Origin of the sequence: Microbacterium hominis NBRC 15708, assembly GCF_001592125.1 — a bacterium.
Taxonomy (GTDB): domain Bacteria; phylum Actinomycetota; class Actinomycetes; order Actinomycetales; family Microbacteriaceae; genus Microbacterium; species Microbacterium hominis.
The window spans coordinates 105,112-119,264 of sequence record NZ_BCWI01000013.1 but is presented as its reverse complement, the minus strand read 5'-3'; the positions used below and the strand labels follow the sequence as shown (position 1 = coordinate 119,264).

10 protein-coding genes are annotated in these 14,153 nt (G+C 71.2%); 2 read left to right on the top strand and 8 right to left on the bottom strand.

Features of this window, described 5'->3' with window-relative positions:
- Positions 1–70: 70 nt before the first annotated feature.
- The 3 genes from MHO01S_RS11380 to MHO01S_RS11370 are packed head-to-tail and all read right to left on the bottom strand — an operon-like array spanning position 71 to position 3,950.
- The gene (locus MHO01S_RS11380; protein ID WP_060959196.1) at positions 71–1,942 is read right to left on the bottom strand and encodes a helicase HerA-like domain-containing protein; all 1,872 of its coding nucleotides are present in this window, start codon (positions 1,940–1,942) and stop codon (positions 71–73) included.
- Between the two features lie 5 nt (positions 1,943–1,947).
- A complete protein-coding gene (locus tag MHO01S_RS11375; protein ID WP_060959197.1) occupies positions 1,948–2,592 on the bottom strand; it encodes a phosphatase PAP2 family protein in 645 nt (214 codons plus the stop codon).
- 26 nt (positions 2,593–2,618) lie between these two features.
- A complete protein-coding gene (locus tag MHO01S_RS11370; protein WP_218016051.1) occupies positions 2,619–3,950 on the bottom strand; it encodes a multidrug effflux MFS transporter in 1,332 nt (443 codons plus the stop codon).
- A 244-nt stretch (positions 3,951–4,194) separates the two neighbouring features.
- On the opposite strand from MHO01S_RS11370, the gene MHO01S_RS11365 reads away from it, so the two are divergent.
- Positions 4,195–4,911, top strand: coding sequence for a thioredoxin-like domain-containing protein (locus MHO01S_RS11365; RefSeq protein ID WP_060959198.1), 717 nt, complete (start codon positions 4,195–4,197; stop codon positions 4,909–4,911).
- On the top strand, positions 4,908–5,582 hold the full coding sequence (locus MHO01S_RS11360) for a DUF305 domain-containing protein (protein ID WP_060959199.1): 675 nt from the start codon (positions 4,908–4,910) through the stop codon (positions 5,580–5,582). The genes MHO01S_RS11365 and MHO01S_RS11360 overlap by 4 nt, the downstream gene beginning before the upstream one ends.
- Positions 5,583–5,586: 4 nt before the next feature.
- Here the strand turns inward: MHO01S_RS11360 and MHO01S_RS11355 are convergent, their stop codons facing one another.
- The 5 genes from MHO01S_RS11355 to MHO01S_RS11335 form a co-directional block, all read right to left on the bottom strand.
- Entirely contained in the window at positions 5,587–7,257 is a 1,671-nt protein-coding gene (locus tag MHO01S_RS11355) for an amidohydrolase (protein WP_061782328.1), read from the bottom strand.
- A gap of 12 nt (positions 7,258–7,269) precedes the next feature.
- Positions 7,270–10,137, bottom strand: a complete 2,868-nt coding sequence (locus tag MHO01S_RS11350) for an HAD-IC family P-type ATPase (protein WP_061782327.1) — start codon at positions 10,135–10,137, stop codon at positions 7,270–7,272.
- Between the two features lie 78 nt (positions 10,138–10,215).
- A complete protein-coding gene (locus MHO01S_RS11345; protein ID WP_060959201.1) occupies positions 10,216–11,193 on the bottom strand; it encodes a carbohydrate ABC transporter permease in 978 nt (325 codons plus the stop codon).
- Positions 11,190–12,536 (bottom strand): carbohydrate ABC transporter permease, encoded by a 1,347-nt coding sequence (locus tag MHO01S_RS11340; RefSeq protein ID WP_060959202.1) that lies wholly within the window; start codon positions 12,534–12,536, stop codon positions 11,190–11,192. Before MHO01S_RS11340 ends, MHO01S_RS11345 begins: the two co-directional genes overlap by 4 nt.
- Positions 12,537–12,653: 117 nt before the next feature.
- Positions 12,654–13,988, bottom strand: a complete 1,335-nt coding sequence (locus MHO01S_RS11335; protein WP_060959203.1) for an ABC transporter substrate-binding protein — start codon at positions 13,986–13,988, stop codon at positions 12,654–12,656.
- Between the last annotated feature and the right edge of the window lie 165 nt (positions 13,989–14,153).

Here is a 14,153-nt window from a genome sequence, read left to right as displayed (position 1 = left end):
GGGGGAGCCGCTACCGCGCGGGCGGGCCGGCGGGTAGCGGCTCGGCCGGCGGGTAGCGGCTCGCGAAGGGCTAGCGGCGGCCGGTGCCGAAGATGCCGCGGATGACCGAAGTCAGGATGGTCTGGGTGGACTTCGCGTTCAGGACCTGTTCCAGCGGGGACTTCTGCGCGGCCCGCGAGGTGCGCGACGTGCGCGAGGCGCCCGCGCCGCCGGTGGAGCGCAGGATGCGGTCGTACTCCTTCTGCCGCTCGCGCGCGGCGGCGGCATCCGCCTTGGCCTGGGCGGCCTGCGCGGCGGCCTGCGCGGCGGCTCTCTCTGCGGCGGCATCCGCCTCCGCGGCCGCGTTCATCTTCGCGGTCAGGATCTCGCGTGCGGACTCCCGGTCGATGGGCGTCCCGTACTGCGCGAGCAGGGGCGACGCGTGCACGGCCCGCTCGATGTCGGGGACGGGCGTGGGCGACATGAGCCCCTGCGGCGCGCGCAGCCGTGTCCAGGCGACGGGGGTCGGCGCCCCCTTCTCGCTCATGACGGTCACGATCGCCTCGCCCGTGCCGAGCTCCTGCAGCACGCGCTCGAGGTCGTACCCGCTCTTCGGGTAGGTGCCGACCGTGGCCCGCAGCGCCTTCGCATCGTCGGGCGTGAAGGCGCGCAGCGCATGCTGCACGCGGGAGCCGAGCTGGCCGAGCACGTCCGACGGCACGTCCTTGGGCGTCTGGGTGACGAAGAACACGCCGACGCCCTTGGAGCGGATGAGCCGCACCGTCTGCGTGATGGCCGCGAGGAACGCCTTCGACGCGTCGCGGAAGAGCAGGTGCGCCTCGTCGAAGAAGAACACGAGCTTCGGCTTGTCGAGATCTCCCACCTCGGGGAGGATCTCGAACAGCTCCGCCAGCAGGTACATGAGGAACGTCGAGAACAGCGCGGGCTTGTCGGCGACGCCCGGCACCTCCAGCAGCGAGATCACGCCGCGACCGTCGGGCGCCGTGCGCAGGAAATCGCGGACGTCGAACTCCGGCTCGCCGAAGAAGACGTCGGCGCCGTCGTCGGCGAAGGTGATGAGCTTGCGGAGGATGACGCCCGCCGTCGCCGCCGACAGGCCGCCCAGCTCCTTCAGCTCGACCTTGCCCTCGTCGCTCGTGAGCCACGTGAGCACCGCCCGCAGATCGGACAGGTCGACGAGGGCGAGCCCGTTGGCGTCGGCGTAGTGGAAGACGAGGCCGAGGCTCGACTCCTGAGTCTCGTTCAGGCCGAGCACCTTGCTCAGCAGCAGCGGGCCGAACCCGGAGACGGTGGCGCGCACCGGCACGCCCATGCCCACGCCGCCGAGGGCGAAGTACTCGGTCACGGATGCCGCGGGCGCCCACTCCTGCCCGATCGCCGCCGTCCGGGCGCGCAGCTTGTCGCTGGGCTCGCCCGGCGTCGCGACACCGGACAGGTCGCCCTTCATGTCGGCCGCGAAGACGGGCACGCCCTTCGCGGCGAGCTGCTCGGCGAGCCCCTGGAGGGTGCGCGTCTTGCCCGTGCCGGTGGCACCGGCGACCAGGCCGTGGCGGTTCATCATCGCGAGCGGGATCCGGATCTGCGCCGAGGCCACCGGCTCGGTGTTCATCAGCGCGCCGAGGTCGAGCGTGAGCCCCTCGAACGTGTACCCCTTCGCGATGGTGGCGACCTGGTCGGCGTCGAGGGGGCCGGATGCCGCGGCATCCACCTCCGACGGCGCCTGCGCCGCCTGCGCTTCGGGAGGAGATATCACCTCGGGAGGAGCTGATGTGCCCGCAGCATCCTCCGGGGCGGAAATCTCCTCTGCTGCTGCCGGTGCGGACGCACGGGCGGCCTGCGCGGCGGCGAGCGCCGCCTTGGCCTGGGCGAGCTTCAACGCCGCCTCTGCGGCCTCCGCTTCGGCCTGCAGACGGGCGAGCTCGGCATCGTCGACAGCACTCATGGCGCTCAGCCTAGCGAGCGGACCCGCTCGCTCTCACGGTCCAGCACACGCGTGAAGGCGGCCGCGACGACGAGGGTGGCGCCGACGCCGACGAGGGCGCCGCCGACGGTGTCGCTCAGCCAGTGCGCGTGCACCTGGGTGCGGCTGAACGCCATCGCGAACACCCACGCGCCGCCGACGACGGCGACGGCGACCCGGGGGAAGAGGATGACGGCGATCGTGGCGACCGTGGCCGCGTTGCCGGTGTGGCCGGAGGGGAACGAGCCGTGGTCGGAGAACACGATCATGTCCTCGGGACGGGCGCGGCCGAACAGCGCCTTCAGCAGCTGGACGAGCGCGACGCTGCCGACCGAGGCGACGACGACGAACAGCGCGCCGCGCGGGCGGCGCAGCACCAGCAGGAGGGCGACGCCGCCGAGCGGCACGACGAAGGTCGCGAACCAGCCCCCGCCGAGGAAGTTCATCGCCAGGGCCGCCGGATCGAGGAAGGCGAAGCGGTCGACGAACACGTTCCACCACTCGTCCACGTTGACGTCGGCCTCGACGACCACCTGGATGCCGAGCCACACCGTGGCGGCGATCAGCAGCACCCCCGCGACGAGGCGCTGCAGCGCGACGGTGGTGAGGTCGTCGTCGGTCGGTGCTCTCATCGCCCCATTGTGCCCGACGGCATCCGCTACGGCGTGAGGCGCGCGACCGTCCACGGCCGCACGATCGCCCACAGCGCGGTGCAGCCGATGAGCGCGCAGCCGACCATCACCGAGGCCATGGTGGTCGCGGTGATCCCGGCATCCTTGGCCACCCAGCCGACGATCGGCGAGATGAGCCCCGCGACGCCGAAGTTGGTCGCTCCGAGGATGGATGCCGCGGTGCCGGCCGCCTTGCCGTGCCGGTCGAGTGCGAGCACCTGGACGCAGGGGAAGGTGAACCCGCACGCCGTCATGAAGACGAACAGCGGCACCATCGTGCCCCAGAGTCCGAGCCCGAGCTGGTCGAGGACGATGATCGCCACGGCCGCGAGCACCAGCACGCCGGTCGAGACGGCGAGCACCCACTGCGGTCCGAAGCGCGCCGCCAGCCGTGCGGCCACCTGGACGCCGATGACCAGACCGAGGGAGTTGGCCGCGAACAGCAGGCCGTACTGCTGGGCGTCGAAGCCGTAGGTCTCCTGGAAGAGGAACGACGAGGAGGAGAGGTAGGAGAACAGACCGCTGAACGACATGCCGCCGATGATCAGCACGCCCACGAACACCCGGTCGCTGAACACGGCTCGGTAGCGCTGCAGCACCGTGGTCGCTCCGCGCTCGCGGCGTCGTGCCGCGGGCAGGGTCTCCGGCACGAGCGCGATCGCCGCCACGAGCATGACGGCGCCGTACACGGCGAGCACCACGAAGATGCCGCGCCAGGGCATGACCGTGAGCAGCGCCGATCCGATCAGCGGCGCGACGACGGGCGCCGCGCCGGAGACGAGGGCGAGCCGGCTCAGCATGACGACCAGCCGGCGCCCGCCGAACAGGTCCCGCACGATCGCCATCGCCACGACGCCGCCCGCCGCGGCGCCGACGCCCATGAACACCCGGGCGATCGCGAGCAGCGTCAGGTCGGGGGCCAGCGCGGCCGCGACGCTCGCCACGACGTGCAGCGCCGTGACGGCGAGCAGGGGCAGGCGGCGCCCGACCTTGTCGCTGAGCGGCCCGACGATCAGCTGGCCCAGCGCGAAGCCCACCATGGTGCCGGTCAGGGTCAGCTGGATCGCGGCCGCGGAGGTGCGGAAGTCGGCCTGCAGCGTCGGGAAGGCCGGCAGGTACAGGTCGATCGTGAACGGCCCGAGGGCCGTGAGAGCGCCGAGCAGGATGATGTAGACCACGCGTCGCGGCGTGGAGATCGCATCTCCCGGGTGCAGGACGACGGGCGCCGTCGCGGGATGCGGGCCCAACGTGCGGATCGCACCGGTGGCGGTGCGCTCGGCGGCGGCGGAGGCGGGGCGGGAGGCGGAGTTGTCGCGCACGGTTTCCAGACGGGTGGGGGCGAAGGGCGGAGCGGGCGGGGGCGGGCGAGGCCCGCCGCGGCGGCCGAGGAGGTGTCGCGGCGCCGAGCGAGGCGGGACGACATCGGCGGTGAGGACTCGAAACGATTCGAGCCGGTTCCGATCCTAACCTTTTCCCCAGACTCGGAGTCATGCGTGCGCATACGATCGAAAGGTCGCTCCCTCCCGGACCGGCCCCGCCCGCCCCCGAGCCGAGGACCTCTCCATGACCCCGACGCCCTCCACCCCCCGCGGCAAGCGCGCCAGCGGCAACCCCGCGACGCAGGCCAAGATCGAGCTCACCGTCAAGCAGCAGCGTGAGCAGCAGAAGCAGGAGAAGCTGGCCGAGTACCAGCGACAGCTCGCGCGACGCCGGCGCAGCCGCCTCACCTGGTGGGTCGTCGGCAGCGTCGCCGCCGTCGCGGTCGTCGCGGTGATCGCGGCCTCGATCGTCTTCGCCCCGCGCGCCGCGACCTACCAGGCCGGTGGGACGGGCGCGACGATCGAGGGCGTCGAGACCTTCACCAACGAGACGCAGCACGTCGCGGGCACCGTCGACTATCCCCAGAACCCGCCCGCCGGCGGCCCCCACAACCAGTACTGGCTCAACTGCGGCATCTACGACCAGCCGCAGACCAACGAAAACGCGGTGCACTCGCTCGAGCACGGCGCGGTCTGGGTCACCTACGACGCCACCCAGGTCAGCGGCGCCGACCTCGACGCGCTCAAGGCCCAGCTGCCGTCGACGTACGTCATCCTCTCGCCGTACGAGGGGCTGCCGACCCCCATCGTGCTCAGCGCCTGGAACGCGCAGCTGAAGCTCGACAGCGCGACCGACAGCCGCATCCCGACCTTCTTCGAGGAGTACTGGCGCAACCAGAACGTGCCCGAGCCCGGCGCCGCGTGCACCGGCGCGATCGACGGTCCCGGCAAGCGGTCGTGACCGCCCCCGCCTCGACGCGCGCCCTGCCGCCCTGGTGGGCGGTGCTCATCGTCGCCCTCGCGATCGCGGGCCTCGCCTTCGCGATCGGACGATTCTCCACGTTCGGCGCCTCGGCGGCCGCGGCGGCCCCCGCATCCGACTCGCCCGAGGCGGGGTTCGCCCGCGACATGCAGGTGCACCACGGTCAGGCCGTCGAGATGGCGATGGACATCTACCGCACGACCCGCAACGACGACGTGCGCGTGCTCGCCTACGACATCGCCACGACGCAGTCGGCGCAGAAGGGCGAGTTCTACGATTGGCTCGTGAAGTGGGGGCTGCCGCAGGCGGGCGGCCCGCTGATGGGGTGGATGGATGCCGCGGACACCTCGCACCAGCACGCCGGCACGGGTGCGGCCCGCCCGTCCGAGGCCGAACTGATGACGCAGATGGGCATGGCCAGTGCGGACGAGCTCGCCGCGCTGCGCGCGCAGACGGGTACCGCGGCGGACTGCACGTTCCTGGGGCTGATGATCCGGCACCACCAGGGGGCGCTGCCCATGGCTCAGGCGCTGCTGCAGCTCGGACACGAGCCGCGTGCGCTCACGGTGGCCCAGGGCGTCATCGACACCCAGTCCGCCGAGATCGACCTGATGACCTCGCTGCGCGCCGGCCTGGGCTGCACCGGCTGAGACCTCAGGCGCAGGCGGGACAGGCCTGCGCCGAGACGTCGGCGGAGGCGGCGCCGGAGTGCCGCCGCGCGTCGATGACGTGCCCGGCCGCGATCGTCCATGCGTTCCGGGTACGGGCGATCTCGTCGTCGGCGCCGGCGAACGGGTCACGGTCGGCGATCGCCAGGTCGGCGGCGGCGCCGACGCGGATCCGGCCCGCCGCCCCGTCGCCGATGAGCGCGTGCGAGCCGCTCGTGTACGCCGCGAGGGCCACCGCCAGCGGCAGGGACTCGTCGGCGCCCAGCGGGTCGACGTCGGGATGGTCCGCCTCCCTCCGCGTGACGGCGACGCCGATCGCGGCCCACGGATCGGGCGCCGACACGGGCCAGTCCGATCCCATCGCCAGCGCCGCGCCCGAGCGCCACAGCGACCCGAACGGGAACTGCCACGCGCTGCGCTGCGGACCGAGCAGCGGAGCGGTGACGGTGCGCATCACCTCGCTGCGGCACGCCCAGAGCGCCTGCGCGTTGACGGTCGTCCCGGTCGCGGCGAACCGCGGGACGTCGGCGGGATCGACGACCTGCACGTGCGCGATGTGGTTGCGCACGCCGTGGGGTGCGGGCCCCGCCGCGGCGAAGGCGTCCAGCGCCTGGGCGACCGCGGCGTCGCCGATGGCGTGCACGTGCACCGGGATGCCGGCCGCGTTCACCTGCGCGACGACGGCGTGGACGACCTCGTCGGGGAAGTAGCTGAGCCCGCGCGATCCGTCCGGGTAGCCCCCGCGAAGTGCGGCCGTCTCCGACTCGACGATGCCGTCGAGCATGAGCTTGGCCGTGCGGGTGGGGAAACCCGTGGCATCCGCTCGATCGGCGCGCTCCCGCAGGCCGGCGACGAAGTCCGCGACGGCGTCGACCGTCAGGTCCCGCGGCACCCAGACCGCACCGGTGGGGCGCCCGCGCATGCCCGCGGCGCGCGCGAGGAGGTACGCGTCGGTGAAGTCCGGGATGCTGCCGAACGAGGCGAGCGCCGCCTCCTGCCAGCCCGTCACGCCGAGGGAGAGCAGATGGTCGGCGGCCGTCCGGATGCCGGGGGCGAGCGCGTCGGGGCCCGGCTGCGGGGCGATGCGGCCCACCAGGTCGACGGCGCCCTCTCTCAGGGTGCCCTGCGGCTCGCCGTCGGCATCCCGCACGATGCGCCCGTCGGGCGGGTCAGGCGTGGTCCGGTCGATCCCGGCGAGGGCGAGGGCGCGCGAGTTGGCCCACGCGCCGTGCCGGTCGCTGTCGAGCAGCAGCACCGGACGGTCGGGCACGACGGCGTCGAGCGCCGCGCGCGAGGGCGTGCCGCCGGCGAACCACTCGGCGCGCCAGCCGCCTCCGCGCACCCACGCCTGCGGGTCGGCGAGCGCCTCGGCGTGCGCGCGGATGCGCTCGAGGCATCCCCGCTCCGAGCCGGTGTCGTCGAGGGTGCAGTCGAGGCCCTCCAGGGCGACGAGGCCGAGGTGCACGTGCGCATCGGCGAAGGAGGGCGCGATGAGACCGCCCGCGGCATCCAGCTCGTCGGCGTGCGGCAGCCCGCGGCGCACCTCGTCGCGCGCGCCGACGGCGACGATGACGCCATCGCGCACGCCCACGGCCTCTGCGTCGATGCGCTGCACGCCGTCGAACACCGCTCCGCCGGTCACGATGAGCTCGCTCATGTCGATCCTCTCTCAGCTCGCGTGGAGCACGGGCCGGAAGAAGCGGTGCGCGGGAGGCGCCCACAGCGCGGCGAGCACGAGCGCGTGGACGGCGATCTGGGCGAGCGACCACCCGTCCCAGTCGTGGTCGACCGCGAGGCTCCACGCCTGCAGCGCGATCAGCGCCAGGGCGAGCACGCTCACGAACAGCCGCGACAGCCCGCTGCCCCGGGCCAGCCCCGACGCGGCGGCCACGGACAGCAGGCCGAACAGCACGATCCCGACACCGATCAGCGACACGCTCATCACCATCGACCCCGGCACGTCGTAGCGGCTGAGCAGGAACAGGATGCCGAACATGGCGCTGGCCAGACCACCGAGGTAGACCAGCGCGACGGCGATCGTGACCGGCACCGGACGCGAGACCTCCCGCGTGTGCGAGACGGCATGCGCCGGAGCCGCATCGGCGAGGGCGCGCGCGACGTAGCGGCGCTGGATCGCGCGCACGACCTCGATCAGCACGATCGCGGCCACGCACGCGCCGGTCACCACGACCGCGGTGACCTGGCCGGGATCGACCAGCAGGAAGAACGACCGCGACAGCGCGACGGAGAAGATGACGACGAGGGCGACGAACATCCCCCCGACGACGGCGCCCTTGTAGCGGTTGAGCGGGCGGCTGAGCACGGCGAGGATCCAGATGCCGACGACGGCGAGGATGATGGTGGCGCCCGTGCGCAGCTCGTCGACCTCGATGCCCGCGCCGCGGACGACGAGCGTGTACGCGGTGAGGGTCAGCGCCACGATGACCCCGGTCGGGATCGCGAAGCTCAGCGAGCGACGCAGGAACCCGGGGATGTAGCGCTGCGCGTTCGGCATCAGGGCGAGGAAGAAGGCGGGGATGCCGATCGTCAGCCCGTCGGTGATGGACAGCTGCCGCGGCAGGAAGGGGAACTCGAGCAGCAGGAGCCCGAAGAGCAGCGCCAGCAGGGTCGCGTACGTGGTCTTGGTGAGGAACAGCATCGAGACGCGCTCGATGTTCGCGATCACCTGCCGCCCCTCGGCGACGACGTCGGGAAGGTGCGAGAAGCGCCCGTCGAGCAGCACGAGGCGGGCGACGGCCTTCGTGGCCGCGGCGCCCGAGTTCATCGCGATGCCGATGTCGGCCGTCTTGATCGCGAGCGCGTCGTTGACCCCGTCGCCGGTCATGGCGACGGTGTGCCCGTTCGACTGCAGCGCGACGACCATCCGCTTCTTCTGATCGGGGCTCACCCGACCGAAGACGGTGTGCTGCTCCAGCACCTCGGCGAGCGCGGCGTCGTCGTCGGGGAGCTCGCGGGCGTCGTAACCCTCCGCGGCATCCACGCCGACCTCGCGCGCGATAGCCGCGACCGTGCGCGGGTTGTCGCCGGAGATGATGCGGATGCCGACCCCCTGGGCGCGGAAGTACTCGAGCGTCTGGGCGGCGTCGGCGCGCACCTTCTCGCGGAAGGTCAGCACCGCCACGGGCCCGAGCCCCTCGGGCAGTCGCTCGTGCTCGGCGTCGTCGGCGCTGAGCACGCTCGCCGCATACGCGAGCACGAGGGTGCGGCGGCCGGTGGAGGCGCGCGCGACCACCGCGGAGCCGAGCGGGTCGGCGACGTCGCTCGCGGCCGCGCCGAACACCATCTCCGGCGCACCGAGCACCCACGTGCCGGCGGCGTCGCCGTCGGCGTCGAACGAGACGGCGCTCCATTTGCGGGCCGACGAGAACGCGATGGTCTCCGCCGCCACGCGGGGGCGCGCGGCGGCTTCGGCGGCGAACGGCTCGCGCAGGGTGCGTGCGGTCGCGTTGGCGTCGGGCGCGGCGCCGTACCAGCCCAGCGTGCGGCGCCAGCCGTCGACCTCGTCGAGCAGGAACGCGTCGTCGTAGACGATCTCGCCCTCGGTGAGCGTGCCCGTCTTGTCCAGGCAGATGACGTCGACCCGGGCGAGGCCCTCCACGGCGGGCAGCTCGTTGACGAGCACCTGTCGGGCGGCCAAGCGTGCGGCGCCCACCGCGAAGGTGATCGACGTCATCAGCACGAGCCCGAGCGGGATCATCGCGGTGAGCGAGGCGATCGTGTTCACCACCGCCTGCACCCACGAGCCGGTCTCCCACGCGACGCGCCAGCCGCCCGCGACCTGCATCTGGGCGTTCAACACGAGCAGTCCGATCGGGCCGATCCCCCACCCGACCCAGGTGAGCACGCGGTTGATCGAGTCGCGCAGTTCGGAGCCCACCAGCGAGAACCGCTTCGCCTCGTCGGCGAACGCGTTCGCGTAGGCGTCGGCCCCGACGCGGATGACCTGCGCGTCGCCGTCGCCGCCGACGACGATCGACCCGGACAGCGCTTCGTCGCCGAGGCGCTTGTCCACGGCATCCGACTCGCCGGTCAGCATCGACTCGTCGATCTGCAGGCCGCGCGAGCCCACGATCCGGGCATCGGCCGGCACCTGGTCACCGGCGCGCAGCACCAGGATGTCGCCCAGCACCACCTCCGTCTGCGCCACCTCCTGCTCGGTCCCGTCGCGGCGCACGCGCGCGGCGGCGGCGTTGAGCAGCGCGAGCTTGTCGAGCGCGGCCTTCGCGCGGAACTCCTGCACCGAGCCGATGACGGCGTTGGCCACCGCCGCGAAGCCGAAGAGGGCGTCCTGCCAGCGGCCGAGGGCGAACAGGATGCCGAAGCACGCGAAGACGATGCCGTTGAAGAGGGTGAACACGTTCGCGCGCACGATGCTGGCGGCGCTGCGGCTCGTCTCGGCCCGATAGGCGTTGGAGCGCCCGTCCGCGATGCGCGCGGCGACCTCGTCGGCGCGGAGGCCGACGGCCGGATCCACCTCTTCGAGCTCGACGCCGACGTCCTGCGCGGGGCTGGTCATGGCTTCACACTAAAGGAGCGGCGCGGCTCGTGTGCCCACGAGTTCCGCGCCGCTCCCCCGAAGGACGGTGCCGAACGATCAGCCCTTCGTCGCCCCCGCGAGGAGCCCCCGCACGAAGAAGCGCTGCAGGGCGAAGAACACCACCAGCGGCACGATGATCGAGATGAACGTACCGGCGGCCTGCAGGAACCACTGGTCGCCCCACGTGCCCGACAGCGAGTTCAACGACTGGGTGATCGGCAGCGACGACGACGGCGCGAAGATCGTCGCGACGAGCAGGTCGTTCCACACCCAGATGAACTCGAGCACCGCGAAGGACGCCAGCGCGGGCGCGGCCAGCGGCAGGATCATCCGGAAGAAGATCTGCCCGTGTCCGGCGCCGTCCACCCGCGCCGCCTCGATGACCTCGCTGGGGATCTCCGCGATGAAGTTGTGCAGCAGGAACACCGCCAGCGGCAGGGCGAAGATCGTGTGCGCGATCCAGACCGTCGCGAAGCTGTGCTCGAGCCCGCGGAGGTCGAGGGCCGGGAAGACGGTCACGTCGCCGATCGTCATGCCGCGGGAGAACAGGCTCAGCAGCGGCACGAGAGCCATCTGCAGCGGCACGATCTGCAACGCGAACACCGCGATGAAGGCGAGGTTGCGACCCTTGAAGTCGATCCACGCGAACGCGTAGGCCAGCAGCGAGGCGACCGCGAGGGCGAAGAAGACGACCGGGATCGTGATCGCCAGCGAGTTGAGGAACGACTCCCCCAGCGTCAGCGCGGTGCCGCCGGAGGTCAGCGCCTTCTGGTAGTTCTCCAGCGTGAACGACGGGTCGGTGAACACCGTCCACCAGCCGGTGCTCTGCACGTCCGATCCGGGGCGGAACGACGTGACGAACAGGCCGAACGTGGGGATGGTCCAGAAGATCGCGATGATGAGTGCCGCGATCGTCGCGCCCTTCGACGACAGGCGCTTGCGCGCCATCGCCTCGTGCTTGCGCGTGTCGCGGGAGACCTGCCGTGCCGAACGGGTGTCGGTGACGGGCTCGATGACGTCGACGCCGGTGCTCATCGGATCTCCCTCTGCTTGCGGATCTGGATGATGTTGAAGACGATCAGCGGCGTGACGAAGATGAACAGCACGACCGCCAGCGCCGCCGCGTGGCCGTAGCTCTGGAAGCGCTGCTGCTGGTTGACCATCTCGAAGGCGAGCACCGAGGTGTTGGCGCGACCGCCCGTCATGACCGCGACGATGTCGTAGATCTTCAGCGCCGCGATGGCCACGGTGGTCACCACGACGACGATCGACGAGCGGATGCCGGGCACGGTGACGTTGCGGAACCTGTCCCAGGCGTTCGCGCCGTCGAGCTCGGCGGCTTCCATCTGCTCCGGCGGGACCGCCTTGATGGCCGCCGACAGGATGACCATGGCGAGGCCCGTCTGACTCCAGATGAACACCACCATCAGCAGCAGGCTGTTGATCAGGGGCGTCACGCTCAGCCAGGCGACGGGGTCGCCCCCGAAAGCCGTGATGATCGCGTTGAGCAGACCCAGCTGATCGCCCTGCCGGTAGTCGTACATGAACTTCCAGATGATGCCGGCGCCCACGAACGAGATGGCGAACGGCATGAAGATGAGCACCTTCAGGAACCGCTCCCCCGCGGCACGGTCGATGAACACCGCGTAGGCGAGCCCGACGATCGTGGCGATGGTGGGGCAGATCAGCACCCAGATGACGGTGTTGATCACCGACCACGTGCCTTCCGGCTGCGTGAACACCCACACGTAGTTCTCGAAGCCCACGAACTCGGCGCCCGTCTTGTCGTAGAACGACTGCACGAACGTGGCGATGAACGGGTAGATGAGACCGATCAGCAGCAGCACCGCCGCGGGAGCGGCGAACAGCACGAGCTGGAAGAGGTAGCCGGCGCCCTTGCGCGCACGGTAGTCCAGCACGAACAGCGCGCCCCCGGAGACCAGGGCGATGCCGAGCACGTAGATGAACGCGTTCGCGTAGGGCCGCAGCAGCATCAGCGCGATCACCGGGATGGCGAAGCACGCGACGAGGCGGATCCAGAAGTAGAGGCGACCGGGGCGCGGCGCGTACTCGATCAGCAGCAGGAGCACGCCGACGACCGCACCGAAGACGATCAGGATGATCGGGATCTGGACGATCGGCCCCATGACGCCGAGCCACTGGAAGAACGCGGTGAGCGAGACGCCCGGGATGACGATCTTGGCGGGATCCTCGACGGGTGCGCTCAGCAGCAGCAGGACGACGAGCGCGAGGACGACGACGAGCGCGCCGGTCGCGATACCCGCGGTGACGCGGGGAGAGAAGGCGCGGCGCCGGCCCGGCGGAGGCTTCGGGGCATCCGTCTGGGATCGCGCGGGCGCGGTGGTGGTTGCGGACATCGATGAGCCTCCGTGTGCTTCGGCGGACGCGGGACGTGGGTGACGACGAGGGCGGGCACCGCGGGCGGGATGCCGAGGCCTCGGCATCCCGCCCGCGGTGTCACGCGGTGGGTGTGACTAGTTGTTGTAGCCGGCCTGGATGTCGCTGAGGACCGTGGCCTGGTCCTTGCCGTCGATCCAGTCGACCATGCCCTTCCAGAACGAACCGGAGCCGACCGTGGCGGGCATGAGGTCCGACGCGTCGAAGCGGACCGTGGTGTTCGGGTCCTGCAGCAGCTTCATCGCCTCGGTGAGGAACTCGCTCGAAGCCTTGCTCGGGTCCGCCTTGAGGTTGGCCGAGATGGCGCCGCCCTCGCTGACGCGGGCGTCGGCGAACTCGGGGCTGGACATGAACTCGAGCACCTTCTGCGTGGCCTCGCTGTCGGAGAAGCCGGCGACGAACTCGCCACCGACCTCGATCGTGGCCGAGCCCTCCTTGTAGCCGGGGAGCACGAAGGCGTAGACGTCACCGTCGGGCGCGACCTTCGGGGTCTCACCCGATGCCGTCTTCACGGTCAGGAAGTTGGCCGTGAGGAACGACGCCTGGTGGGTCATCGGGCAGGAGCCGTCCGCCACCTTCGCCGCGACGTCACCGAACGCGGTGCTGTTGATGCTCTTGACGTCGCCGTAGCCGGCGTTGACGTACGACGGGTTCAGCAGGATGTCGCCGACCGCGGTGAACGCGTCGGAGATCGGCTTGTCCGTGAACTTCACGGTGCCGTCGACCCACTGGTCGTACACGTCGGGACCCGACTGGCGCAGCACGAGGTCCTCGACCCAGTCGGTGCCGGGCCAGCCCGACGCGCCGCCGGACTCGAAGCCGGCGCACCAGGGCGCCGCCCCGGTCTTCTCCTGGATCGTCTTGGTCAGCGTGAGCAGCTCGTCCCATGTCTTCGGGATCTCGACGCCCCACTCCTTGAACTTCGCCGGCGAGTACCAGACGTAGCCCTTGATGTTGGCGAGCATCGGTGCCGAGTAGAACGTGCCGTCGATCGTGCCGTACTTCTTCCAGTCGGGCGACCAGTTGGCGTCGACGTTGTCCTCGACGGCCTTCGGTGCCGCCTTCACGTCGCCCGTGCCGACGAGGGTCTTCAGCAGACCCGGCTGCGGCACGATCGCGATGTCGGGAGCATCGCCACCGGTCACCTTCGTGACGATGTTGGCCTCGAAGCTCTTGTCGCCCGTGTACTCCACGGTGACCCCGCTGGTCTTGCTCCAGTCGTCGAAGACCTTCTGCAGGGCGTCGGCCTCAGAACCGGTGATACCGCCCGCGATCCGCACGGTGCCCCCGGCCGCTGCCGATCCCCCTGTGCTGCCGCCGCTGCTGCCGCCTTCGGCGCAGCCGGCGAGAGCGAATGCCGCCACGCCCATGACGGCAAGAGGCGCAATCCAGCGCCGCCGTGACATCCCCATGTGATTCCTCCTCATTGAGTGCTCGGATGATTCCTGTGCACACGGTTCCTTCCCGGAACCGATTCCAGGCAAAGCTATTGGACACGCTCCCACGACACAAGGCAGCGATTGTCACAACCCGATAACGACAACTATCGCGCGGAACGCGCCGCCACGAAGATGAGA

Bases quoted from the DNA above. Each gene is read 5' to 3' on its own strand.
- MHO01S_RS11350 (WP_061782327.1), bottom strand. From the start codon at position 10,137: ATGACCAGCCCCGCGCAGGACGTCGGCGTCGAGCTCGAAGAGGTGGAT.
- MHO01S_RS11345 (WP_060959201.1), bottom strand. From the start codon at position 11,193: ATGAGCACCGGCGTCGACGTCATCGAGCCCGTCACCGACACCCGTTCG.
- MHO01S_RS11365 (WP_060959198.1), top strand. From the start codon at position 4,195: ATGACCCCGACGCCCTCCACCCCCCGCGGCAAGCGCGCCAGCGGCAAC.
- MHO01S_RS11375 (WP_060959197.1), bottom strand. From the start codon at position 2,592: ATGAGAGCACCGACCGACGACGACCTCACCACCGTCGCGCTGCAGCGC.
- MHO01S_RS11380 (WP_060959196.1), bottom strand. From the start codon at position 1,942: ATGAGTGCTGTCGACGATGCCGAGCTCGCCCGTCTGCAGGCCGAAGCG.
- MHO01S_RS11335 (WP_060959203.1), bottom strand. From the start codon at position 13,988: ATGGGGATGTCACGGCGGCGCTGGATTGCGCCTCTTGCCGTCATGGGC.
- MHO01S_RS11340 (WP_060959202.1), bottom strand. From the start codon at position 12,536: ATGTCCGCAACCACCACCGCGCCCGCGCGATCCCAGACGGATGCCCCG.
- MHO01S_RS11355 (WP_061782328.1), bottom strand. From the start codon at position 7,257: ATGAGCGAGCTCATCGTGACCGGCGGAGCGGTGTTCGACGGCGTGCAG.